Consider the following 25,330-nt stretch of genomic DNA (forward strand, 5'->3'; position numbering starts at 1 on the left):
GAGCGCAGCCCCCGCCCGGCGCGCCTGAGGCGCGCACTCAGGACAGGAAGAACCCCGACGACGTGACCGACCAGAACGCAGGCGCTCCGGCCGCCACTCCACGCAAAATCTCCCCGCTCGCCATCACCGTTGTGCTGGTGGTGCTGCTGATCCTCGGCTTCCTCGCGGTTGCCGCTGTGACGGCCGAGGTGCTGTGGTATCGCCAGATCGGGTACCTCCCGGTGCTCACCACGCAGTGGATCGCCGCTGCTGCGATGTTCCTTATTGGGTTCTTCGGCATGGCAGTGCCGCTGTTCTTCGCGATCGATATCGCTTACCGCAAGCGCCCCGTATACGCGCGACTCACCGCACAGCTCGATCGCTACCAGGAACTGTTCGAACCGCTGCGGCGCCTGGTGAAGTGGGCGCTGCCCTCCGCCTTCGGCCTGTTCGCCGGTATCAGCACCGCGACGCAGTGGCAGCGTGCACTGCTCTGGCTCAACAGTGAGCCCACGGGTGAGAAAGATCCGCAATTCGGATTCGACGTCTCCTTCTACCTCTTCGACCTGCCGATGATGCAGGCCATTGTCGGCTTCGCATCTGCCGTCACCCTTATCGCGCTCATCGCCGGGGTTGCCACGAGCTACCTCTACGGCGGCATCTCGTTCTCGGGCCGCGACGTGCGCGTGTCGAAGGCGACCCGTATCCAGGCCGCCGTGATCGCCACGATCTACCTGGTGCTCCAGGCTGCGAGCCTGTGGCTCGACCAGTACGCGTCGCTCAACGACAGTGCCGGCCGCTGGACGGGCGCGCTGTTCCAAGACGTGCAGGCCGTGATCCCGGGCAAGCAGATTCTTGCCGGTATCGCAGTGATCGTGGCCGTGCTGTTCCTCATCACCGCCTTCACCGGCAAATGGCGTCTGCCGGTGATCGGCACCGCGCTGTTCCTCGTGTCGAGCATCGTGCTCGGCGTCGGCTACCCCTGGGCGGTGCAGCAGTTCCAGGTGGGGCCAGATGAGAAGAGCCTCGAAGCCGAATACATCGGGCGCAATATCGAGGCCACCCGGGCCGCCTACGGCATCAACGATGTCGAGGTCGAACGCTACGACGCTGTTACCAACGCGGAACCCGGCGCGCTGCGCAACGATGCGGTGACCACCGCGAACATCCGCATCATTGATCCCGAGATCGTGTCGCCCACCTTCGCGCAGCTCGAGCAGATTCGTCAGTACTACAAGTTCCCGCGCTCGCTCAACGTCGACCGCTACGAGATCGACGGGCAGGTCGAAGACACCGTCTCGGCGGTTCGCGACATCGACATCAGCGATCAGGAGGGCTGGTACAACCGCACCCTCGTCTACACCCACGGCTACGGCCTGGTCGCCGCTTACGGCAACCAGCGCTCACCGGGCGGTGAGCCCGTGTTCCTCGAGAACGGGATCCCCACCAGCGGCAAGCTCGGCACCTTCGAACCGCGCGTCTACTTCGGCATCAACTCGCCCGAGTACTCCATCGTGGGCGGTGAGCGAAAGCGTGCCATCGAGCTCGACTACCCGGCTGACGCCGAGAGCGAGGCAGAAGCCTCGGCCGATGCCTCAGGTGAAGCGGCTCCTGCCGAAGACCAGTCGACGAAGTCTGAGACTGTCAAAGAAGACGGCAGTAACGGCCGTCAGAACATGACCACCTTCTCGGGCAACGGCGGTCCCGAGCTCAGCAACCTCTTCACGAAGCTCATCTACGCCCTGAAATTCCAGGACATGGAGGTGCTGCTGTCGGGTGCTGTTGTCGACGGATCGCAGATTCTCTATGACCGCAACCCCGTCGAGCGTGTGCAGAAGGTTGCGCCCTACCTCACGATGGACAAAGCCCCGTACGCCTCGGTTGTCGACGGGCGTATCGTCTGGATCGTCGACGGCTACACCACCTCAGACGACTACCCCTATTCGCAGGTCACCGATATGAACGCGCTGACGGTTGATGCCGACAGCGAGCGCACCGATCCGCTGCCTAAGCCCGTCAACTACATCCGCAACTCCGTGAAGGCGACTGTTGACGCCTACGACGGCTCGGTGAAGCTGTACGCCTGGGACAGCGAAGATCCGCTGCTCAAGGCGTGGGGCAGCATTTTCCCGGGCACGCTGGAGAGCGTCTCCGAGATGAGCGGAGACCTGCTCGCTCACGTTCGTTACCCGAGCGACCTCTTCAAGGTGCAGCGCGCTATGCTCGGCGAATACCACGTCACCGACGCCGACGCCTTCTACTCGGCCGAGGATCGGTGGCGCACACCGAACGATCCCGTATCGAGCGCCGGGGCAGGCGCGCAGGCACTCGCGCAACCGCCCTACTACCTCACGCTCGCCGCGGGCGCTGATGCCGAGCCGAACTACTCGATCTATTCGACCTACATCCCGGATCAGAAGGGCGAGGGCTCGCGCGATATCCTCACGGGATACCTTGCCGCGAACTCCAACGCGGGCTCCGAAGCCGGCAAGGTCTCGGACGACTACGGCACGCTGAAGCTGCTGACGCTGCCGAAGGGCGACCCGATTCCGGGTCCGGGCCAGGTGCAGAACAGCTTCACCACCGACTCCGAGGTGTCACGCCTGCTCAACATCCTCCGCCAGGGTGAGAGCCAGGTCATCAGCGGCAATCTGCTGACCCTGCCTGTCGGTGGCGGCCTGCTGTACGTGCAGCCCGTCTACGTGAAGGCTTCCTCGGGAACCAGCTTCCCGATTCTGCAGAAGGTGCTCGTCTCCTTCGGCGACCAGATCGCGTTCGAAGACACCCTCGACGCGGCCCTCGACGCCCTCTTCGGTGGCAACTCGGGAGCGAGCGCGGGTGACGGCGACACAACGCCCACAACCGAGAAGCCTGCCGACGGTGGAACCGCTGCGCCCGACGCTGGCACCTCGGGCGGCGATACCGGTAGTGGGCCGACCGGTGGCAGCAACGCTGCGCTCGACGCTGCGCTGGGCGATATGAAGCAGGCCATCCGCGACCGCGACCAGGCGATGCAGGCGGGCGACTGGACGGCCTTCGGTGAGGCCGATGCGCGACTGCGTGCGGCGCTGGAAGCGGCTCTCGCTGCGGAGTAACGCGCCTGCGCATTGAAGCGCGGCCGGGGCGGGGAGTGATCCCCGCCCCGGCCGTTGTCGTGCGCCCGCACTTCGCTCACATGAGACGCAGAAGGCTTGGTTGAGAAAGCCTAGTGGTGAGTGCGCAGCGAGGTGGTTTGGGTGTTGGAACGCCCAGAATGCTCAGTCGATGACGGCGGCGACTGCCTCGATCTCGACGAGTTGATGGTCGTATCCGAGCGCTGCAACACCAATGAGGGTGCTGGGAACGTCGTGCTCGCCAAAGGCTTCACGGACCACTTCCCAGGCCTCCACGAGATCGTGCTGTTTTGACGAGGCGACGAGCACTCGAGTGCTGATCACGTCGGTGAGAGTGGCCCCTGCTGCGGCGAGCGCACCCTGCATGGTCTCGATGCAGGCTGCGGCCTGTCCGGAGAAGCTCCCAATGGCTGCGGTGGTGCCATCGTGGTTGAGTGGGCAGCTGCCCGCGAGGAAGATCAATCGGGCCTCGGCGGGTGCCGTGGCTGCGTAGGCGTATTCGGCGACGTTGGAGAGGTGAGGAGCGCGGATGAGCTGTACGGCGGTAGTCATGGGTGTAGCCTACCGTTGCGCTACAGGTGTTTCCTGATGGGCCTGTGGTGATGGCCGCCGGGGTAGCTTCCAGGCAAGCGAAAGGCCCCTGATCTGGTGGTAAACACCTGATCAGGGGCCAATCTCATCGTTGCGGGGGCAGGATTTGAACCTACGACCTCCGGGTTATGAGCCCGGCGAGCTACCGAACTGCTCCACCCCGCGGCACAAGAATTAACTATACATGGGGAATCTGGTCGATGCAAATCAGGCTCGGATGGTGCCTGTGGACAAGGTCTGCAGCGCTGCTGTTGCTGGGGAGAGCATCAGGGGGAGATGCGCGCCGGTGCGGCGGGGCGCACCTCAACACCCATCGATCCTGAGAAGGGAAACCCCATGCAACATCTCGATCCGCCGCAAAACCGAAGCCAGCGCCACCCGATGAAGAACCGCGGCGCTTGTGGCGCAGATTTTGGCTTGCAGCCCGTGCCGCGAGCCCTGCTCCGAGCTGCAGGGCTCGGGGTCACCGCCGCCGTTCTCGTCGGCGCCGCCTGCACCACAGCCGCTGCGGCGCACGCGGCACCGCCCGCCGAGGCGCGGGCCGCCACCGCGCAGCGTTCCTTCGTGCCGCTGTCGCTTTCTGCAGCCTCGCATCCCCTTGCCAGAGGCAGCGAACCGGGTGCCGTCGAGTGCCCGATCGCGAAGGCCGCGATCACACGCAACACCGTGACGGGCACCTCGGGGTCTGTGCTCTACGACTACCAGCTGCGGCAATTTCGCTGGTTCGCCGGGAGCGGCAACTACACCCTCGAATTGGATCTCGCGCCGTCGGTTACGGCCGGGAGCCGGGCGCGGATCACCTTCGAAAACGCCTTTGCCTCGTGGCCCGACACGCTCGAGATTAACGGTGTGCAGGTGGCTCGGGCCGTCGGCAGCGAATCTCCCTACGGTGCCAACAACAGGGCCTCGACCTGGGTGGAATATGAGTTCCTGCCATCGATCGACAGCCTGGTCGATCGACGTATCTCGTTCTCATCGTTCTACGAGTTCTATGGGCTCGGCGATTTGCCCGCCCTCGGCACGCAGCTCACCGGCCGTGTATCGAGCTGCATGCCCGTGTTGAACGCCGACCTGGGGGTCGTGCTCGAGACCGCTATTCCGATGGGAGTGACCAGTTCCTACGCCTCGGTGCCTGGAGCAGGGATGAACTGGCAGCTCTCGCACCATGTTGACGCCGGCCCGGCGGGCGCACAGGGTCGTCGCATCGAGGTGGTGCTGTCGAACCCCCATGAGTATCGGCTGAATCCACGAGCGCTGAAGGCGGCGAGCTACGCGGTGAATGACACCCGATTGCGTCCGATCATCGGAACGGAGCAGCAATTCGACGTGCAGAACGGCCTGAACATTACCGAACTGCCGAACGGCGATGTGGGCCTCAGCTTCGTGGCCTCGCGGCTGGGTGACCATCGACGCTTCGTTGTGCATGTGTCCGGGAGTTCTGCACTCGTAGGACAGCATCTCGACCCGCACCATCGCCAGATCACCGGCAGCTTCAGGGTGGACGGTGGAGCGGCGGCCCTGGTGTCGCCGGAGGCGGGTTATGGGTCGGTCGGAGGGAAAGCGCGGCCGGTCGGACCGCCCATGTTCGAGAAAACTCTCGATGGCGACCGGGGATATCTGCTGCGGATCAGCAACCCCTCCGAGGGTGACGCCGGCTATGTGGTGCGGCCAGGAACCGCAGTGGACCGCTTCGTGGTCAACGGTGACCCGGCTACCCCCGGGGTGGCCATCGTCGAGCCCTCCCGCGGCACGGCTGCGGGGAACACCTGGACCTATCCCATGCTGCAACCGGGGGAGAGCATCACCGCCTCGGTGCCCTTCAACGCCGCAGCCTGGCTGCAAGCGGGCGGGCCACGGATCGTCACCTCCGTCAACTCCTTCGGTTTGGAAGGAATGGGCGAGTGCGTGACCGGCCCCGTCCTGTTGGAACAGGGAACGGAGTGTTCGAAGGTCGAGGGTGGGGCACCGCCGCGTCAGACTGCGAAGCTGCAGATCGACAAGGCTCAACTGGGAGAGCCCGTGCTCGCCGAAGACGGCACCGCAATGACGGTGAGCTATCGCATCGAGGTGCGCAACACCGGAGCTGTCGATGCATGGGCTGACGCAGCAGTAGTGCGCGACACCTTTCCTGAGGGCGCACGAGAAGTGACGCTGGTGACCCCGCCGACACTGCTCGCAGGTGGTGTGCCGGAGTCAGGGCCTCACGCCACACCGGCCGATGCTCCGGCTGGGACATTCGATCCCCAGACCGGCGTGTGGGATGGTTTCTCCTTGAACGGAGGAGCCGCCGCCGCGATGGAATACTCAGCGGTGCTGCCGGTGCCTGAGGCGGGCGAGCCGCTTCGGCATGTCAATCGCGCCACTGTCGAGGCCGGGGGCCTCGCGGCACGCGCGGTGGATGCCGTTTGCGTTGCAAACGACACGCTCGACGCCGATGATGACCAGTGCGATGAAGTGACCACAGTGGCGGATCCTCCGCCGGCCACAGAAAACGTCGCGCCACCTCCGGCTCCGCAAGCGCCGGATGTCCCGGCGCAGGTGCGCCTCGCGGTGACAGGTGGCGATCGCAGCCTGCTGATGATCGCAGCCGTCGGGGGCCTGCTGCTTGTGGGAGGTGCGGCGACAGCTGGCGCGGCGACCGTGCGTGCGCGCAGGCGGAGAAACAGCCTACTCGGCAGCAGCATGCACACGCGCAAGCGCGGCCGTGCCGAGGTGTCGCAGAGGTGGCGCTCCGTGGCCTGAACCTGCGAAAACGCAGAATCCGGTGGCCGAGTGCTCCGGGGCGGCGCGCGATCCGCAGCTGACACGCAGCGTGCATAAATGCAATTCATAAGTTCACGCGCCAAGGTGGGATATACGAGAAAGGAGCACCCATGACCACCACCCCCGAGCACGATCACCCGGGCGCCCAGCACACCCCCGGCACTCCTGGCACCCCCGCAGGGGCCGGTGAGGGTGCCGCGCCGCAGCAGCCCGCGCCGGAAGCCCCGGGAGCCGGTGCAGCCGCACCGCAGCAGCCCGCACCCCACCAGACGCAGCCCACCACTCCGCTGCCTGAGAGTCCCGCAGAGCAGCAGGGCGCATGGCACGGCACGGCGGCACCGCAGGCCCCGGCAGCTCAGGTGCCTGCGCCTCAGGCCCCTGCAGCGACACAGACCCCCGCAGCACCCCATGCGCCGGCTGCGCAGCAGCTGCACCAGCCCTCGGTTCAGCACCAGGCTCAGGCTCAGCACCATGCCCAGCCCTATGCCCAGCAGGCTGCTACGACCGAGATTCCTGGCCAGCAGCCGGACGGTTTCGGTGCAGCGGGGCAGACCCCGCACACCGCTCAGGGCGCGACGGCGGGCGCGAGCTTCGGACAGCCCGGCAGTCACCAAGGTCAGCCGGCGGTGGCAACTGCCCCGGGGCAGCCCAAGAACCGCAGCGGTGCGCTGCTCGCGGGGCTCGCCATCGGCGCACTGCTCGGCGGTGTCGTGGGCGGCGGAGTCGCAGCGATCGTCGCCTCCAATGTGGCCCCGCAGACCGTCGCCGAAAGCGGGGGCACCGGAACGCTCACGCTCAACAACGCCGAAAATGCGACCCAGATCTCCGGGGTTGCAGCTGTCGCAACTCCCAGCGTGGTCACCCTGCAGGTCTCGGGTGAGAACGCCTCGGGTTCCGGCTCCGGTGTGATCTACCGCGAAGACGGCTACATCATTACGAACGCCCACGTGGTCACGCTCGACGGGGCCACATTCGACCCCCAGGTGCGCGTCAAGTTGAGTGACGGTCGCATTCTCGATGGCAAGGTTGTCGGCACCGCGCCATACTCCGACCTCGCCGTGGTGAAGGTAGACGCCGAGGGACTGCCGGCCATCAAGGTGGCGAACTCTGACAAGCTCAACGTCGGAGATCTCACCGTCGCGATCGGTGCTCCTCTGAACCTGGCGAACACCGTGACGAGCGGCGTCGTCAGCGCGGTCAACCGCGGCATTTCGGTCGGCAGCGCACTCGTGCCGCAGGATCAGACGCCGCAGGAGGGCGAGGGCAACAGCGGCAGCCCCTGGGATTTCCGATTCGGGCTCCCCGGGCAGCCGCAGCAGGAGCAGCAACAGCAGCAGTCTTCTGGCGGCACTGTGACGCTCCCCGTGATCCAGACCGACGCTTCCATCAACCCCGGCAATTCGGGCGGTGCGCTGCTCAACGGCAAGGGCGAACTGATCGGCATCAATGTGGCGATCGCATCGCCGACAAGTTCGCAGGGCGTGGCCGGCAGCGACGGTCTCGGTTTTGCGATCCCCGTCAATCTCGCCACCCGCGTCGCCGACGAGATCATCGCAGGGGAGCAGCCCTCGCACGGCCTGCTGGGTGCTTCCGTGGCCGACTCCTCGCAGGACACCGATGAGGATGCGAACCACGCCGGCGGTCTGCTCGTGGATGTTGTGCGCGGCGGGCCCGCAGACGCCGCGGGGCTGCGCGCCGGTGACGTCATCACCGCCGTCGACGGAGTGCCGGCAGTTGACGGCACCTCGGTCTCGGCCCTGGTGCGCATGCACCCCGGTGGCAGCAAGGTCTCGATCGATTACACGCGCGGTGGCGAAGCGAAGCAGACGGAAGCCACGCTCGGCACGCTCGAGTGGTAATCGGTGCGGGTCGATGTCCGTTCAGGGCATCGACCCGCACGGCTGCTCGTCAACGCTAAGCTGAGTCAGATGAGTACTGCCGGATTCAGCTTCGCGAGCGGCAACCTCGCAAAGCTGCTCGCGCTTCCCAAATATCTGCTGTCGCTGCTGGTCTCGTGGGTTGTTCCACGTGGCCGGCAGCGATGGGTGTTCGGAAGCGGCATCGGCGTCGGCGAAGGGGCACTGCCCCTCGCCAGAGCCCTGCGCGACAGCGACCCAGCAGCACGCATCGTGTGGCTCGTCGCCGACGAAGCCGAAGCAGATCTCGCGAGGGCCGAAGGGTTCCTGGCCGTGCCGCGGATCGGCTGGGCCGGGTACTGGCACACCTTACGGGCCGGCACCATCGTCGTGACCCACGGCCTCGGCGACGCCAACCGCTTCGGCGTCACCGGAGCCACCGTTGTGCAGCTGTGGCACGGCGCCCCCCTCAAACGTCTCCACCTCGATTCTCCCGTCACCACGGCCGTGCGCGGCCCCGCAATCGTGCGAGCGCTGCTGCGCCGCATGTACTTGGCAGGCGCGCGTGAGGTTGACCTCTTCGTCGCCGGCTCAGTGCTTGCCGCCGAGCGCCTCCGTTCGGCCTTCCGCGTCGACCCCGGCAAGGTTCGTGTGCTCGGCGACCCGCGAGACGACGAACTCGCGCGGCAAGCGCGCGACCCGAAGGCCGCGGCCGACGCCCGCGCCCGGCTCGTCACAGCGCTCGGCGATGCCGGATCCGCTGTCGGCGACAACGAAACGATCGTGCTGTACGCGCCCACCTGGCGAGACGGCGAGCCAGACCCCGCCGTGCCGGAGGCAGCCGAGATCGCGACGATCAGGCGCACTCTCGCTGACATCGGCGCGCACCTCATCATCCGCTCCCACCCCCTCGGCAGCGGTGCCTATGAACCGCTCACGGGGGAGCGCGTGCACCTGCTCGGTGCCGACAGGGTGCGCGACATCACCCCCCTTCTCGGCGGAGTCGACATCGTCGTCACCGACTATTCCTCGCTCGCCATCGACTTCTCGCTGATGGGGCGGCCGATCGTGTGGTTCGCCCCCGATCTTGAGCGTTACACCGCCAGTCGCGGTCTCTACGAGCCGCTCGAGGTGACAAGCGCGGGCCGTGTCGATCGCAGCTGGGCCGATGTGACGCGGCGCCTGAGCGAACTGCGCGGCAACCCGCTGGCGCACCGCGCCGCCCAGTCCGAGGCGCGCGTCCTCGCCGCCCGCTTTCACGCCCATCCTGAAGGGGGAGCTGCGCAGCGAGTGCTCGCCGAGATCACCGCGCTGCGCACGCCACTGCGTGAGCTCGTCACCGGGGAGTCGGTGTTCTTCGAGAGCTTCTACGGGCGTCAGGTGAGCTGCAACCCGCTCGCGCTCGATCGTGAGATCGCCGCACGGTTCCCAGCGCTCACCCGCTACTGGAGTGTCACCAGCGAACGTCAGCAGGTGCCGGAGGGTGGTGTAGCGCTGCTTGTCGGCGGCCGTGAGTGGCTCGCCGCGCGTCGTACCGCCCGACTGCTCGTGGTGAACGACTGGCTGCACGGCGGTCTCGGCGGCAACCGCTTCCGCAGACGCCGCGGGCAGACCGTGCTGCAGACCTGGCACGGCACCATGCTCAAGCACCTCGCGCTCGGGCGGCCCCGAGTGAGTTTGCGCACACGCCTCGCGATCCGCCGCGAAAGCAGTCGCTGGAGCCTGATGCTCTCGCAGAACCCCCACTCGACCGAGCAGTTTCGGGCGAGCTATGCCTTCCGCGGTGAGATTCTCGAGACCGGCTACCCGCGAGACGATCGTCTCGCGAAGGCTATGCTCGGCAGCGAACGCAACCCCATTGCGGTGCGCAGCGCCCGGGCCGCGCTCGGCATCGCCCCGAATGCCCGCGTGCTCGCCTACGCCCCGACCTGGCGCGACGGCGGCCTCACCCTCGTCGACGAGCTCGACGTGCGCGCCCTCGCTGAAGAACTCGGCGACGACTGGACCATCGTGGCGCGAGGCCACACCCGCACCCACGCCTTCGGACGCTACGGCGGCGCTTCGGCGCGAGTGATCGATGCCTCGCAGCACCCTGATGTGAACGATGTGATTCTCGCCGCCGATCTGCTCGTCACCGATTACTCGTCGATCATGTTCGACGCCTCGATCGCGCAGCTTCCGATGCTCTTCTTCGTGCCCGATCTCGCCGCCTACCGCGACCGCGAGCGCGGCTTCACCTTCGACTTCGAGCGGGCTGCACCTGGGCCGCTGCTGTCGCGGCGCGCAGAGGTCGTCGCGTGCGCCCAGCAACTCGCCGAGTTCGCTTCGGACGCCGCGTGGGTGCGTTCGGCGGAGCCCGCTGCCGCTGCCTGGCGTGCGCGCTTCAACCCGCACGACGACGGCGGAGCCTCAGCGCGCGTGGTTACCGCGCTTGCGGAGCGTGGTGCGCTCGGCTGAAGATCCCGCACCGGCTCGGCGAGGGGCGGATCCCGGGGCGCGCCCCGGCTACACCCGTGAGCGGTCCACTACTCGGCCCCCGCCGAAGATGATCCCGCGCAGAAAGCCTGACCCCCAGCTGAGATGCATGGTCATGAGGGTGGCTGCGGTGAGGAGCCTGTCGCGCAAGTTGGGCTGATCCGGGATCCGCACCGTCGCGTATGCGATCCCCAGCAGATACAGTGCCGCGGGGGCGAGCAGCAGCGTCCACGCCGACCCCCAGGGGAGCACACCGCAGACAAGCAGCACGAACGCGAGAACACTCGCCGCGACCCCGAGCACCAGCGCCCCGGGCGCGAAGAACCGCCACGGGTTCGCGCGGCCGTACCGCCGCACGAGCACTGCCCGCCAGGTGCCCGTTGCGAAGAACTGCCTGGCAAGGTCGCGAAGCGAGGCGCGCGGCCAGTAAGTAACCCCGAGCTCCGGCTCGAACCAGACCAGCCCGCCCGCGCGACGGATGCGCAGGTTCAGCTCCCAGTCCTCACCGCGCAGAATCGACGGATCGTAGCCGCCGACCGCGTCGAGGGCCTCTCGTCTGAAAATGCCGAGATACGCCGACTCGGCAGGCCCTGCGACCCCGTCGCCGTGATAAGCGCCGCCGCCGAGACCGAAGGGGCTGTTGTAGCCACGGGCGATCGCCTGCTGCACGGCGCCACGCCCAGCTGCGCGCATTACCCCGCCGACGTTGACGGCACCTTCACGGCGTAGCGCTTCGATGCCGCGTCGCGTGTAGTCGGGGGTGAGTTCGGAGTGGGCGTCGACGCGCACCACGACGGGGTGGCGACTCGCCGCGATTGCAAGGTTGAGGCCCGCGGGAATGTGCGTCTGCGGGTTTTCTACCAGGCGCACACGCGAATCAGAAGCTGCGAGGGCAGCTGCGATCGCCGCAGTGCGGTCGCGTGACGGGCCGAGCGCGAGCACGATCTCCTTTTCTCCCGCGTAATCCTGGTCGAGGATCGTGCGCACTGCCGTTTCGAGGTAGTGCTCCTCGTTCAGCACCGGCATGACGTAGCTGACGGCCGGCTGTTCGGGAAGGGGAGGAAGATGCACTCCACGATCCTCCCACAGGCTCACGAGCAGGGGCTTCACGGGGACCGCCGATATTCTGGGGGGATGCAATTGGCGAACGATGCGAAACGTGCGGTGCGACTGGCGAAGCGCGTGATGAAGGGACGACGGGCCTACTTCGACCTCAAAGAGCTGATCGAGCAGCGAGGCCCCCTGCCTGAGCAGCGTTTCCGTATCGGTGTCTACTTCGCCGACAGCGACGTCAACATCTATCAGATGCGGCAGTGGTATGCGCCACTGCATGAGTTGTCGAAGCAGTGGCCAGTGCTGGTACTCGCCCGCAACGCGGCCGGTGCGCGGCAGCTCATGCAGGAGAGCGGCCTCGATGTCGCATTCGTGCAGAAAGTCACCGACATCGAAGCCCTCATCGAGGAGCAGCCGCTCGACGTGATCCTGTATGTGAATCAGAACACCCGCAACTTCCAGATGATGCGCTACGGCCGACGCTGGCACGTGTTCATCAACCACGGTGAGAGCGACAAGATGTACATGACCAGCAACCAGCACAAGGCGTACGATCGTGCGCTTGTCGCGGGTGACGCTGCCAGGGCCAGACTGTCGAAGGCGCTCTGGGATTATGACGTCGAGCGCCGCACCATTCCCATCGGGCGGCCGCAAGCCGACCATCTGGGAGGCGATCCGCCCTTCTCGCCCGATGGTCGCACCGTCGTGCTCTACGCCCCCACCTGGGAGGGTGACCGCCCCGCCGCGTGCTACGGATCCGTTGCAACCCACGGCGAAACTCTCGTGCGTCAGCTGATCGCAACCGGGCGACACCGCGTCGTGTACCGTCCCCATCCCCGCAGCGGTGTCGTTGACGCCGCGTTCGGTGCCGCGAACCAGCGCATTATCGAAATGCTGCGCGAGGCGAACCAGCAGGATCCCCAAGCCCAGCACGTCTACGACACCGCACCGGCCCTGGGCTGGCAGCTCAGCCTGCCCGATGTGGCGATCTGCGACATCTCCGCGATGGTCTACGACAGGCTCGCAACAGGCAAGCCGCTCATGGTGACGCGCCCGGTCGCGCCAGAGGCCGAGATCGACGAGGGCGGCTACCTGAGCGTCTGCGAGTGGCTCGATGCGGGCGAAACCGGCGACATTGCGACGGTGCTCGACAGGGTGATCGGAGACGCAGCCGCGCGTGAGCGGCTGGGCACCTGGTCAGCGCACTACTTCGGCGACACTTCGCCCGGAGCTCCCACGCGCCGCTTCCATGAGGCGATCGCGGCGCTGCTGGCCGAGGCAGATGCGTGGCGTGAACGGCAGCACGCGGCATAGCGCGCCTGAGCATACGATCCGGGGCCGGGGCTGAACTCAGCTCCGGCCCTAGTCATTCACGGGGTGGTCGCTGTTGTAGCGATCCAGCACCTCCGCGATGGGCGCGTCGAGCGCCAGCCGGCCGCGGTCGAGGTAGAGGCCGCGGGTGCAGAAGCGCCGCAGATCGCCCTCCTTGTGCGAGACCAGGAAGAGCGTCTTGCCCTGGGCGAGCAACTCTTCGATGCGTCGGTAGCACTTCGCCCGGAACGCCCGGTCGCCCACTGCGAGCACCTCGTCGACGAGCAGCACCGGCTCATCGAGCTGCGACACCACGGAGAACGCAACGCGCACCTTCATGCCGCTCGACAGATGCTTGAAAGGGGTGTCGATCACATCTTCGGCACCGGCGAAATCGATGATGTTGTCGAAGCGAGCCGCGATCTCCTGCCGGCTGAGCCCGTGCAGACCCGCCGCGAGTGTGACATTGTCGCGCACGGTGAGGTCGCCGACGAAGCCGCCGGTGATCTCGATGAGGGGGGCCACGCCGCCGTGCACCGTGACCGAACCCTCGTCGGGCAGCAGCACGCCTGCGACGAGCTTGAGCAGCGTCGACTTGCCCTGGCCGTTGCGACCGACCACGCCGATCGCCTCACCAGGGCGCACCTCGAACGACACGTTTCGCAGCGCCCAGAACTCACCGGGACGGCTGCGACGCGAACTCCCCGAGAAGAGATCCTTGAAGCTGCGGCGGGATCCTTTGTTGCGGCGGAAGCGCACGCCGAGCCCCTGCACGGAGATGATGGGGGAAGCGTCTGCGGAACTATCGCGCTCGGTGGTCTTGTCGAATTCGTACATCGATTACAGCTCCTTCAAGACGCCGCCGACGGAGCGTCGGAACACGAGCGCGCCGACCACGAGGAAGACTACGGTGCCCACAGCCGAGGCGCCGACGAGACCCCAATCGAGCTGGTCGGGGAAGAACCCGGCACGGAATAGCGCGAAGATACCCGAAAGCGGGTTGAGCCACGCCAGCGGGCGGGCGAAATCGGGGAGGTCTGCCGCGCCGTAGATGATCGGCGAAGCATAGAAGAGCACGCGCAGGATCAGCTTCGTGGCCCGCTCGAAATCGCGGAAGAACACCACCAGCGGCGACACCAGCAGGCCGATCCCGAGCGTGAGCGTTGCGAGCATCAGCACGGCCAGAGGGAACAGCGCGATCTGCCAGCCCACAGTGGCCCCCGAGGCGATCGCGAACACGATCAGCACCGGCAGGCTCAGCAGAAACTCGACACCCTTCGAGCAGACGATGCGCCCCACCCACATCCAACGGGGGAGCGCCACCGAACGCACCAGCTTCACATCGCGCAGGAATGCGCGCGTCGAATCAGATACCGCACCGTTGAACCACACCCAGGGCAGCAAGGCCGTGAGCAGGAAGACGATGTAGGGGGCCTCGCCGACCGAACGGCTGAACACCTGCGTGAAGATGAACCAGTAAATGAGGCTCATCAGCAGCGGATCGAGCACTGACCACAGATACCCCAGCAGGGACGTGGAGTAGCGCACTTTGAGGTCGCGCCTGGTCAGCAGCCACAGCGACGACCACGCACGCTTGCGCGCCGCTCGGGACTCGGAGGAAAACGTCACACAGCCATTCTGCCCGGTTTTCCCTGAGCCTTCGGCAGCCGCGGCTTCTGAGGTCTGCTGCGCTCGCCGAATCATGCCCCTTGGGCAGCCCGGCGGGGCGGCCACCGGCGCGGCGAGGATTTGATAAATTGGACAGGTGCCGCCCGTATCGCCTTCGACCGAGCCTGTTTCCGAGTCTGCAGAGAGCTCGAGGTCGGGTGAACCGGTTTTGAGGGAAACTCGCGAGGTTGGCGGGCAGGGCGAAGAGCTCAGCACCGAATCGGCACTCGCCGGGGGCGCCCCGCGGGTGCGACCGAGCCGGGCGAATAGCGACGCCGAAGGCGGATCCGCACCCCCTAGGGCAGCTGAAAATCACACGCCGGCCGCGGCCGCTGCGGCCCCACGCACCGGCCGTATTCAAGTGCCAGTGCCCTCGGTGGTGCGCGCCAGGGAGCGCGGCCGGCTGGCCGAGCAGAATCCCATCGTGCTGCGCACCGAGATGCTCACGAAAACTTACGGCTCGCTCGTCGCCGCCAACGAGGTGTCCATCGAGGTGCACGCGGGCTCCTTCACCGGGGTCGTCGGCCCCAATGGTGCGGGCAAGACCACCACGCTGTCAATGATCAGTGGCCTGCTGCGCCCCACCTCCGGTCGAGTGAGCGTGCGCGATGTGGATGTGTGGAGCGATGGTCCCGCGGCGAAACGCCTCATCGGCACGCTTCCGGATCGGCTGCGTCTGTTCGATCGCCTCACCGGAGCGCAGCTGCTCTACTACTGCGGGGTGCTGCACGGGGTTGCAGAGGGCGTGGTCGCGCAGCGTTCGGCTGAGCTTGCCGAGGCCTTCGGTCTCGAATCAGCCCTGGGGCGCCTTGTCTCCGACTACTCGGCAGGCATGCAGAAGAAGATCGCACTGGCGTGCTCCATGATTCACGCACCCGAGGTGCTCGTGCTCGACGAACCCTTCGAAGCGATCGACCCCGTCTCGGCATCGAACGTCACCGACATTCTCGAGAAGTTCGTCGCAGGCGGCGGCAGCGTCGTAATGTCGAGCCACAGCCTCGATCTCATCCAGCGCGTGTGCGACCACGTCTCGATCATTGTCGACGGCAGCGTCATCGCGCAGGGCACCGTCGACGCCGTGCGCGACGGCCTCAGCCTCGAAGAACGCTTCACCAAACTCACAGGCATGAGCGACGCCAGGAAGGGGCTCGAATGGTTGCACGGCTCTTCCGACTCCGAGTAGCGCTGCTCGGCGGCGCATTCCGAGGCTCGGCCGCGAAGGGCTTGCGAACCGGGCTGCTCTACGCTCTGCTTGGTGCCGCCGCAGTGCTGCTCGCCGTGGCACCCGCGCGTCTGCTACCCTCGGGGCAGGAGCGCGCGACCGTCGACACCATCATTGGTGCCATCGTGCTGGGCGCCGCGTTCGTGGTGCCGTTCTTCGAGAACCGGCGCAACCTCGAACCCCGTCAGTTCGCGCAGTTCCCCGTCGGGAACGGAGCGATCGGCGTGGCACTGCTCGTGACCTCGATCGCGACCTGGCCCTTCCTGCTGCTGCTGAGCTGGCTGACCGCACTCACCGTGGTGCGGCCCGAATGGCTGCAGGCCGGGTGGATTGCGCCCGCCGCCCTACTGCTCGCAGCGCTGCTCGCCCTCTGCGCCGTGCGCGTGGTGTCGGCGCTCTCCAAACTCCTTGCCGGAGCCCGTAACGCCGGTACGATCCGCACCGTGGGCGTCGTGCTCTTCGTCGCCTTCTTGCCCGTTGCCGTGTTCGCCGCCGCAACCGCATTCGGGGCCGACGGCACAGCAGCTGCAGCGAGCACCGCTGCAGCTGTGGCCTGGACACCGTTCGGCGCGCCGTTCGGGGCGATGGCTCTTGCAGCGACAGGCGACCACAGCGGGGCCCTGTTGCACCTGGCTGTCGTGGGGGCCGCGATCCTCCTGCTGCTGCTGGCGTGGTTCCCGCTCGTGCGCCTCTCCAACGAGCGCATTGATCGCCCGCTAGCCCCCGATACGGCACGCGCAGGCCTCGGCTGGTTCGAACGCTTCTCGGCGCGACCCGCACAGGTGATCGCTGCGCGCCAGCTCACCTACTGGGCGCGCGACCCCCGCTACCGCGTTGCGCTGTTCGCGATCCCGGTCGCGCCGGTCGTGATGCTCATCGCCTTCGCCGTCGCCGGAGCAGACCTGCGCCCCCTCGCGCTCGTACCGCTGCCCGTGATCCTGTTCCTGCTGGGCTGGTCGCAGCACAACGACGTCTCCATGGACTCGACGGCGATCTGGGAGCATGTTGCCAGCGGCATTCGAGGCTGGGCGGATCGAGCCGGGCGTCTTGCCCCGGTACTCATGATCGGTCTGCCGCTCGCTCTCATCGGATCCAGCATTACCGTGACGATCCTCGGCGAGTGGCGAGTGCTGCCCGCTGTGATCGGTATGAACATCTCCGTGCTGCTCGTGGCCTGTGCGGTGTCGAGCGTCTTCTCTGTGCTGATGCCGTACCCGGCGACCCGGCCCGGTGACAGCCCCTTCTCGCAGCCGCAGTGGTCGGGCTCGGGATCCGGCCTCGCGCAGACGCTGTCGATGATCCTTGCACTGCTGCTCGTCGTGGCACCCGTCTGGTACGCGATCATCGCGATCGTGAACGTCGAGTTCGGGAGCAACATGTGGGCGCTCGGCTTCGGCATCGGCTACGGGGTGATCGTGCTGTTGCTCGGCGTGGCCATCGGTGGTCGACTTTTCGATCGCAGCGGCCCCGAACTCATCGCCGTCACCCAGATCTTCGACTAACGCGCGGCGGTGCCCCGAGGTACAATCAGAGCATGGGTATGTTCTCGCGTCGTGATCCCGAAACCGTTGGCGGCGGCACCGATGTGCTCGATCGCGAGCTTGAAAAGCTGCTGGAAGACTCGCAGATCGAAGACGGCGACCACGAGCGCTTCTCCCACTACGTGCCTAAAGACAAGATCCTCGAATCTGCCGTGACCGGGAAGCCGGTGCGCGCGCTCTGCGGCAAGAAGTGGACTCCCTCCCGCGACCCCGAGAAGTTTCCGGTGTGCCCCGACTGCAAGAAGGTCTACGAGCGCATGAAGAAGTAGCGCTTGCGTGGTCGGTGCCGCGGCTGATGCCGCGGCACCGACGTCGCGCCGGTGATGGAGTTGAGTCGGCGCACACGCGAACAGGCCGCCGGTGTCATCGATACCGGCGGCCTGTTCGCGTGTGGATGTGCGCTGACCGTGCTGGTGGTGCTGCTCGCGTGATGCGTGTGGATCAGCGGTATTCAGTGGGGATCGCGGGGTCGCCCCGCGTGAGGCTCAGGGCAACAGGCGGCAGCTCTGCGACGCGGATGCGGTGCCGCTCGCGGGCGGCAGCAAGCCCCTCGGCGCCTACGTGCTCGGGCAGAATCTCACCCGAGCGCACGAGCGGTGCGAGCACCTCGCGAGTCGCGCCCGCGAGGTCTTCGCCCTCAGGCTCGCCGCCGGGGCCGTCGCCGAGCAGAATGAGTTCGGCAGTGGCGGTGCCGCGCGCGTCGTAGCATCGGCGCACGCTCTTGCGCCCGCCGACGGAGGCTTTCTCCGCCGACTTCTTGGCGACCGCGATCCACTCGCCAGACTCGTTCTCGTGCGCCACAAGCTTGTACACCATGCCCATCGTGGGGGTGCCTGATCCGACGACGACCGAGGTGCCCACCCCGAAGCTGTCGACGGGTGATGCGGCGAGCGAGGCGACAGTGTGCTCGTCGAGGTCGTTCGTGACCGTGATGCGGGTGCGCGTAGCGCCCAGTTCGTCGAGCAGTCGACGCACCTGCGCGACGACGATGGGCAGGTCGCCGGAGTCGATGCGCACAGCGCCGAGCTCTGGGCCTGCGACCTCGATGGCGGTGCGCACGCCCTGCTCGATGTCGTAGGTGTCGACGAGCAGTGTCGTGTCAGTGCCGAGAGCGGCGATCTGCGCTTCGAAGGCCTGCCGTTCGCTGTCGTGCAGCAGGGTGAAGCTGTGGGCTGCGGTGCCCATTGTGGGGATGCCGTAGCTGCGCCCGGCTTCGAGGTTGGAGGTCGCGCTGAACCCTGCGAGATAGGCGGATCGGGCAGCGGCAACAGCGCTGTACTCGCCGGTGCGCCGCGATCCCATTTCGGCGAGCGGTTTGCCTGCCGATGCGTGGCTCATGCGGGACGCCGCGGTGGCGACCGCGGAATCCGCGTTGAGGATGCTGAGTGCGAGGGTTTCGAGCAGCACACCCTCGGCGAAGCTCGATTCGACGGTGATGACGGGGGATCCTGGGAAGAAGACCTCGCCCTCGGGGTAGCCCCAGATATCGCCCGAGAAGCGGAAGTTGCTCAGCCAGTCGAGGGTGGCGGGGCTCACGATGCCCCGCTCGCGCAGGAACTCGAGTTCGGCGTCGCCGAAGCGGAAACGTTCGATGGCGTCGAGCAGGCGGCCGGTGCCCGCGACCACGCCGTAGCGGCGCGCACCCGAGAGGCGCCGTGCGAAGAGCTCGAAGACGCTGCCGCGGTGGGCCGTGCCGGCCTGCAGTGCGGCGTCGACCATCGTGAGCTCGTAGTGATCGGTGAGGAGAGCCGTTGACGTGTGCACGCCGTCAGCATAGCCGGTGACGCGCCACCTCTGCGGGCACCGTGTACGCCGCTAACGGAAATCTCGGGACGTGATTCCTGCGGGCGCCGCCAGTGGTTCGAAGGACTCTGCGATGACATTGATCACCCCCTCGGGCGAACGTTCGACCGCGCCGCGGATCACGAGCGCAGGAGCAGAGCGCGCTACGAGTCTGTTGCGCAGCCAGACGTCGCGCCAGGTCACCACGTTGACGCTGCCGGCTTCGTCTTCAAGCGTCACGAAGACGATGCCGCCGGCGGTGCCCGGGCGCTGCCGGTGCGTCACCAGGCCTGCCACCTCGACGATCGATCCTGGACGGGTGAGCCGCAGCCGATCCGAACGCACCACGCCGCGCGCATCGAGCGAGTCGCGCAGCAGGGCGAGTGGGTGCATCGCGAGCGGAATGCCGGTGCTCCACATGTCGAGTGCGGTCTGTTCGGCGGGTGCCAGTACGGGCAGCAACGGCGGCTGCACGTGCACGGCGATGCCTGGCAGGAATCGTTCCCGGTTATCAGCGGCCGGTGCGGCCGCCCAGAGCGCTTCTCGACGGCCGATGCCGAGGCTCTCGCACGCGCCCGCTGAGGCCAAGGCTTCGATCCTGCTGTGGTCGAGGTCTGCCCGCCTGGCGAGATCGGCCAGGTCTACGAAGGGCGCCTGCTTGCGTGCGCGGGCGATGCGCTCGGCGGTTTCGGCTTCGATGCCCCGAATTCCGGTGAGACCCAAACGCACCGCGAAGGGGCCGTCGCGGCGGTGGGTGCCGCTCGTGTCGGGGGATCCCGCGACGAAATCTCCCACAGGCGGCTGGATATGCGCAAGACAGGCTTCGGAGCCGGAGCCGGAGCCGGAGCCGGAGCCGGAGCCGGAACCGGAGCCGGAGCCGGAGCCGCGGGCCTGATCGGGGCGCGTGAGGGCTTCGAGATCGGCCTGTGCCTCCGAATACTGCACATCGGGAGGCAGCACGGTGACGCCGTGACGCCGTGCATCCTGCACGAGTTCGCGGGGGGAGTAGAACCCCATCGGTTGCGAGCGCAGCAGCCCGGCGAGGAATGCGGCGGGGTAGTGCAGTTTGCACCACGAACTGATGTAGACGAGCAGCGCGAAGCTGAGCGAGTGGCTTTCGGCGAAGCCGAAACTGGCGAAGGCTTCGATCTGCTCGTAGAGGCGCTGCGCATCGTCATCGCCGATGCCGTTCTCGCGCATCCCGGCAAAAAGTTTCGCCTTCAGGCTGTCCATGCGCTCCTGTCCGCGCTTCGACCCCATGGAGCGGCGCAGCAGGTCGGCGTCTTCGCCTGAGCAGTTGCCGACGGCGACGGCCATCTGCATGAGCTGTTCTTGGAAGATCGGCACGCCCAGGGTGCGTTCGAGCACCGGTTTGAGCTTGGGATGAGGGTAGCTCACGGCCTCTTCACCGCTCCTGCGTCGCAGGTAAGGGTGCACGGCTCCGCCCTGGATCGGCCCGGGGCGGATGAGCGCGATTTCAATCACGAGGTCGTAGAACCGGCGGGGCAGAAGCCGCGGCAGGGTGTTCAGCTGTGCGCGGCTCTCCACCTGGAACACGCCGACCGCGTCGGCGCGGCACAGCATGTCGTAGACGCCTGGCTCTTCCTTGGGGATGGTGTCGAAGGTCCACTCTTCGCCCGTGTGCGCTGCGATGATGTCCATGGTCTTCTGCAGCGCGCTCAGCATGCCGAGACCGAGGAGATCGAACTTGACGAGGCCCATCGTTTCGCAGCTGTCTTTGTCCCACTGCAGCACCGTGCGGCCCGGCATGCGTGCGTGCTCGATCGGGCAGACCTCGCCCACGGGGCGCTCGGTCAGCACCATGCCGCCCGAGTGGATACCGAGGTGGCGCGGGGCGCGCATGAACTGCCTGGCCAGCTGCTGCACGGGTGGCGGGATCGGGCTCGCGGGGTCGTCATCGATACCGCTCCAGCGCTCCAGGGCTTTGGTCCAGGCTCGCTGCTGGCCCGCGCTGTAGCCGAGCGCTTTGGCGGCGTCGCGGATCGCGGCCTTGGGACGGTAGCTGATCACGTTCGCGACCTGCGCCGCATTGCGTCTGCCGTACTTCTCGTAGACGTACTGGATGATCTCTTCGCGCCGCTCGGAGTCGAAGTCGACGTCGATGTCTGGCTCTTCGTCGCGCAGGCTCGACAGGAATCGCTCGAACGGCAGGTTGTAGCGTATGGCGTCGACCGCGGTGATGCCCAGGACATAGCAGACGGCAGAACCCGCGGCCGATCCGCGCCCCTGGCACAGGATGCCCCGCTCGCGCGCCTCACGCACGAGGTCGTGCACGATGAGGAAATAGCCGGGGAAGTCTTTCTGCTCGATGACGGCGAGCTCTTGCTCGATTCTGCTGCGATGGCTCTCGGGCAGGGGCAGGCCGTAGCGGCGTTCGGCGCCCGCCCACACGAGGCTGCGCAGCCAGCTCATCTGCGTGCTGCCAGCGGGAAGGTTGAGCTGCGGGAGCCGGGGTCGTGCGGCCCTGAGTGGGAACGCGAGTTCTTGTGCGAGCGGCACCGTGCGTGCAACGGCGTCGGCGTGCTTGGCGAAGCGGCGCATCATCGCGGCGCCGCTGCGCAGATGGGCGGCCCCGGTGGCCGGCAGGTGCGGATCGAGTTCGTCGAGGCTGCGCCTGGCACGCACCGCGGCCATCGCTTCGGCGAGGGGAGCGTGGGTGCGGGAGGCGTAGTGCACATTGCCGGTGACGACAGTGGGGAGGCCGCGCTGCGCGGCAAGCGCTGCGAGTCTGTCGTTCAGGGGGTCGTCGCCGGGGTGCCCGTGGTGCTTCAGCTCGACATACACGCTGTCGGAGCCGAAGAGTGCAGTGAGGCGATCGAGTTCTGCCAGGGCGGCGGTGTCGTCGACCCGGTGCGGCGGGATCGCGGCGGGCGCGGAGCCGAGCGCGCGACGCACGGCACCCTTGCGGCAGCCTGTGAGGATCGCCCAGTAGCCCCGCCCAGCCTCAGCGAGCGCCTCCAGATCGTAGACCGGGCGGCCCTTCTCGCCGCCGGCGAGCTGGGCTTCGGTGATCGCTCCGGCAAGCCGGTGATATCCCTCTGGGCCGCGGGCGAGCACCAGCAGGTGGGTGCCCGCGGGGTCGGCAGCCCCGAGTTGGGGCACGTCGAGCCCCAGGGAGAGCTCGGCGCCGTAGACGGTGAGGAGCGGGGATCGTGCAGCTTGTTGAGCTTGTTGAGCTTGTTGAGCTTGTTCTGGCTGTTCCTCGCGGGCCGCAGCGTCTTGTCTGGCCTGCGCTTCGGCGGCCTCCGCGAAGCGCGCCGCGCCGTAGAGGCCGTCGTGGTCGGTGATCGCGAGACCGGTGAGTTCGAGCCGTGTGGCTTCTTCGATGAGCTGTTCCGGCGACGACGCGCCGTCGAGGAAGCTGTAGTGGGAGTGTGCGTGCAGTTCGACGTACGGCACAGCCGGTGAGCTGCGCTGCTGCGGCACAGCCGGTGAGCTGCGCTGCTGCGGTGCATGCCTTGGCTGCCCTGGCGGGGCTGGTGCACCGGCCGCTGGTGCGCTGTCTGCGGTGGCTGTCGGCGTCGCCTCAGCCGAGGGCTGGGCTGGGGTTCGGCCCGAGAGCCGCCGCTCGAACTCCTGCCAGGGCAGGGGTGAGTTCTGCCACTTCATCAGTCGTACCTTCCCTCCGCGTGCCAGCGCCCACCCTCGTGCAGCAGCAGCCAGGCGTCTCCGTCGCTGAGCTGCAGTTGCAGCCGGAATCGTGGGGGCGACCCTCGCCACCACTGTTCTCGCAGGGGCCAGAGCGGCGACCAGCCGCAGACGAGCGCTGAGAGGGCAGTGCTGTTCACCCGCAATTGAGTCGGTCTGGCGGTGAGCAGATCTTCATCGTCGACACCCACGGCACTGCCGGTGTCGTCGACAAGCTCTGCGGGAAGCGGCGCGGGGAAGACGAGGGTCGGCGCAGGCCCCGGGAGCGAGCCTGGCCAGGGATCGGCAGCGGATCCGCGCGCCCCACGCCGCCCTGGCCTGTCGGTGCTCCACGGGATGAAGCTCTGCCTGTCGGTGAGCAGGCGGCCACCGGTGAGGGCGATCGTGCCCACGCTCGTGTGTCCGAGCCGACTCTGCACTCTGCTGAGGTGATGGTGCACGCGGGTGTCTGGTTCAGTGCTCCAGAGCCCGGGTTCGTGCGCGGCGGCGCGGTCGGTGTGTACCGGTGACAGACGCACATGGCCGATCCCGGCACCCTCTCGGCCGTGCTCGACGCCCTCAGGCGCGGTGGGCATCGCGGCCAGCTGCCACCGCACCCGATTGACGGCGTCGGCCGGGGTGAAGCGATGCGGGTGGGCCCACACCCGTTCGTGTCTGACACCGATGTCGTCGGTGAGCTCGACGCGCAGCGCGGTGCAGACGAGGCGTTCCTCGGCGAGCCCCGATATGAAGCGTTCGGCGAGGGTCATGCACGCGAAGGCCAGCTGCTCCGCGTGTGCGACGGGAGGTTCCAGCGCGAGCTCCACGGAGAGCTCGCGCACCGGTGTGCGTGGCCGCAGCTCTGAGCCGTGCTGTGGGCCTGCGGCTGAAGCCCGCCTGTGGGCGGCGACGCCCTGCGGCCCGAAGCGCTGCCGCACCGCGTCCTCTGGCAGTGCCGCCAGCGCCCCGAGCGTGCGGATGCCGAGGCCGTGCAGCACCTCGGTGAAGGCAGGGTCGGCGGCGCGGGCCACGGGAAGCCCGCTGAGGAATGCTGCTGCGGCTGCAGCCGGTACGATGCGGACCCCCTCGGAGGGTGCCAAGAGGCCCGGCTCGGTGGCGGCCGCGCGCGCTGCTTGCTCTGCAGCGAAGCGGCCATCGGCGATTCCGATGCGCGCCCCCGGCAGCCCCAGCTGCGCGGCGAGCTTCAGCACGGCTTCGGCCGCAGGCTGCTCGCCCCCGTAGTATCTCGCCGCACCACGGGCGCGCATCGTGCAGAGGCCCGCTCGAATGGGCTCGACCCCAGGGATGAGCTGTTCGATTGCGGCGAGCACGGGGGCGAAGCGGCGCTCATCGACCTCGGCATCATGCGGCGTGACCACGAGTGACGGGCAGCGTGACTGGGCTTCGGTCTCCCGCAGGCCGATCCGCACACCCTCCGCGCGAGCGGCCTCCGAGCATGCGGCCACCCGCCGATTCGCGATCAGTGCGATGGCGGGGGAGGGTGGTGGTTCCTGCGCGGTGCCCTGCAGTTCGCGCAGGTAGGCGTGCACCGGCCAGTCGGGAACCCAGAAGACGATGATTCGCTCTGCGGTGCCAGGCGCCGCCCGATCGACAGTGGCGTTCATCGCGGCACCAGCCTGCGGATCTCGGGAAGGGCGGGATCAGCTACGGCGCCGCCCGCGAACCGTACGGTGTGGCGAGCCGGGCCCCGTCGATCGAGCGTCTGCACGGTGAGCTCGCGCTCATTGAGCAGACCGTGACCCTCGCCGAGCCCGCGCCACCGCGACTCGGTCACCCTGAGTGTGCTCTCGGGCCGAGGCCAGTCGCCCATCGCGACCAGCGCGGAACCGTGCTCGCGCAGCTTGGCCGAGATGCGCTCGACCTCGCCAGGCCGCACGCGCGACGGCGGGCGCAGCAGCACCACGGTGAGCACCTCGCTCAGTGCGCCGACGATCCCCAGGGTGTCAGCTCCCGGATCAGGGACGAGCACGCACCGGTCGAGCGCAACACCTAACGAGGCTGCCGCCTCGGCGCCGAACCCGGGGCAGCCGATCACCCCGCACCATGATCCTGCTGAAGAGGCCTCGGCCAACAGTGCGAGCGCGAGTTGCATCGACCCGTGCACCGCATAGCTGGCCCCTTTGCTCAGAGCCCCGCCCGGCAGGAGGGGGCGCAAGCCCGGGGTGGTGGGGAGTGCGCGATCGTCGAGCCGCAGGGGCTGCATCTCGGTGATGCGCTGCTGCAGCGAGCGAACGGTCGCGGCGGGATTCATGCAGCAATGTTCGAACATATGTTCGAATAAGTCAACCTTGGCGCGCCCATCGTGAA

The 25,330-nt window shown here is 67.5% G+C and carries 16 protein-coding genes and 1 tRNA gene; 8 read left to right on the forward strand and 9 right to left on the reverse strand.

The annotated features are described in order from the left end of the window. The first annotated feature begins 62 nt into the window (after positions 1–62). Entirely contained in the window at positions 63–3,074 is a 3,012-nt protein-coding gene (locus WFL22_RS02715) for a UPF0182 family membrane protein (protein ID WP_336991362.1), read from the forward strand. 162 nt (positions 3,075–3,236) lie between these two features. On the opposite strand, the gene WFL22_RS02720 is transcribed toward WFL22_RS02715, so the two are convergent. Together WFL22_RS02720 and WFL22_RS02725 are read right to left on the reverse strand one after the other, a co-directional pair. After that, entirely contained in the window at positions 3,237–3,644 is a 408-nt protein-coding gene (locus tag WFL22_RS02720; RefSeq protein WP_336651255.1) for a RidA family protein, read from the reverse strand. 130 nt (positions 3,645–3,774) lie between these two features. Continuing rightward, positions 3,775–3,848 (reverse strand) — tRNA-Met (locus WFL22_RS02725). A gap of 171 nt (positions 3,849–4,019) precedes the next feature. Here WFL22_RS02725 and WFL22_RS02730 point away from each other — a divergent pair. The 3 genes from WFL22_RS02730 to WFL22_RS02740 all read left to right on the forward strand — a co-directional run bounded on the left by WFL22_RS02730 (position 4,020) and on the right by WFL22_RS02740 (position 10,759). After that, entirely contained in the window at positions 4,020–6,425 is a 2,406-nt protein-coding gene (locus tag WFL22_RS02730) for a hypothetical protein (RefSeq protein WP_336991364.1), read from the forward strand. A gap of 131 nt (positions 6,426–6,556) precedes the next feature. Continuing rightward, positions 6,557–8,305, forward strand: coding sequence for a S1C family serine protease (locus WFL22_RS02735; protein WP_336991366.1), 1,749 nt, complete (start codon positions 6,557–6,559; stop codon positions 8,303–8,305). Between the two features lie 69 nt (positions 8,306–8,374). Continuing rightward, the gene (locus WFL22_RS02740; RefSeq protein ID WP_336991368.1) at positions 8,375–10,759 is read left to right on the forward strand and encodes a CDP-glycerol glycerophosphotransferase family protein; all 2,385 of its coding nucleotides are present in this window, start codon (positions 8,375–8,377) and stop codon (positions 10,757–10,759) included. A gap of 48 nt (positions 10,760–10,807) precedes the next feature. Here WFL22_RS02740 and WFL22_RS02745 read toward each other — a convergent pair whose 3' ends face one another. Then, a complete protein-coding gene (locus WFL22_RS02745) occupies positions 10,808–11,848 on the reverse strand; it encodes a glycosyltransferase family 2 protein (RefSeq protein WP_336651251.1) in 1,041 nt (346 codons plus the stop codon). A 63-nt stretch (positions 11,849–11,911) separates the two neighbouring features. Between WFL22_RS02745 and WFL22_RS02750 the strand changes: the two genes are divergently transcribed. Continuing rightward, positions 11,912–13,144, forward strand: coding sequence for a hypothetical protein (locus tag WFL22_RS02750; protein ID WP_336651250.1), 1,233 nt, complete (start codon positions 11,912–11,914; stop codon positions 13,142–13,144). A 48-nt stretch (positions 13,145–13,192) separates the two neighbouring features. Here the strand turns inward: WFL22_RS02750 and WFL22_RS02755 are convergent, their stop codons facing one another. Then, positions 13,193–13,978 (reverse strand): ABC transporter ATP-binding protein, encoded by a 786-nt coding sequence (locus WFL22_RS02755; protein ID WP_336651249.1) that lies wholly within the window; start codon positions 13,976–13,978, stop codon positions 13,193–13,195. Positions 13,979–13,981: 3 nt separating this feature from the next. After that, the gene (locus WFL22_RS02760; protein ID WP_336991369.1) at positions 13,982–14,770 is read right to left on the reverse strand and encodes an ABC transporter permease; all 789 of its coding nucleotides are present in this window, start codon (positions 14,768–14,770) and stop codon (positions 13,982–13,984) included. A gap of 463 nt (positions 14,771–15,233) precedes the next feature. Here WFL22_RS02760 and WFL22_RS02765 point away from each other — a divergent pair, with 463 nt between their 5' ends. Genes WFL22_RS02765 through WFL22_RS02775 form a run of 3 tightly spaced genes read left to right on the forward strand, consistent with a single transcriptional unit; the run spans position 15,234 to position 17,841 of the window. Continuing rightward, a complete protein-coding gene (locus WFL22_RS02765; protein WP_336651247.1) occupies positions 15,234–15,992 on the forward strand; it encodes an ABC transporter ATP-binding protein in 759 nt (252 codons plus the stop codon). Next, positions 15,962–17,533: a hypothetical protein gene (locus WFL22_RS02770; protein ID WP_336991370.1), complete on the forward strand. Its 1,572-nt coding sequence runs from the start codon at positions 15,962–15,964 to the stop codon at positions 17,531–17,533. Before WFL22_RS02765 ends, WFL22_RS02770 begins: the two co-directional genes overlap by 31 nt. A gap of 32 nt (positions 17,534–17,565) precedes the next feature. Then, positions 17,566–17,841 (forward strand): DUF3039 domain-containing protein, encoded by a 276-nt coding sequence (locus WFL22_RS02775; protein WP_336651245.1) that lies wholly within the window; start codon positions 17,566–17,568, stop codon positions 17,839–17,841. Between the two features lie 172 nt (positions 17,842–18,013). On the opposite strand, the gene WFL22_RS02780 is transcribed toward WFL22_RS02775, so the two are convergent. The 4 genes from WFL22_RS02780 to WFL22_RS02795 are packed head-to-tail and all read right to left on the reverse strand — an operon-like array spanning position 18,014 to position 25,274. Then, entirely contained in the window at positions 18,014–19,336 is a 1,323-nt protein-coding gene (locus WFL22_RS02780) for a nicotinate phosphoribosyltransferase (protein WP_336991372.1), read from the reverse strand. A gap of 51 nt (positions 19,337–19,387) precedes the next feature. After that, positions 19,388–22,984, reverse strand: a complete 3,597-nt coding sequence (locus tag WFL22_RS02785; protein WP_336991373.1) for an error-prone DNA polymerase — start codon at positions 22,982–22,984, stop codon at positions 19,388–19,390. After that, entirely contained in the window at positions 22,984–24,627 is a 1,644-nt protein-coding gene (locus WFL22_RS02790; RefSeq protein ID WP_336991374.1) for a DNA polymerase Y family protein, read from the reverse strand. Before WFL22_RS02790 ends, WFL22_RS02785 begins: the two co-directional genes overlap by 1 nt. Continuing rightward, the gene (locus WFL22_RS02795; RefSeq protein ID WP_336991375.1) at positions 24,624–25,274 is read right to left on the reverse strand and encodes a hypothetical protein; all 651 of its coding nucleotides are present in this window, start codon (positions 25,272–25,274) and stop codon (positions 24,624–24,626) included. The genes WFL22_RS02790 and WFL22_RS02795 overlap by 4 nt, the downstream gene beginning before the upstream one ends. Positions 25,275–25,330: the final 56 nt, after the last annotated feature.

Origin of the sequence: Leucobacter sp. VD1, assembly GCF_037150695.1 — a bacterium.
GTDB lineage: Bacteria > Actinomycetota > Actinomycetes > Actinomycetales > Microbacteriaceae > Leucobacter.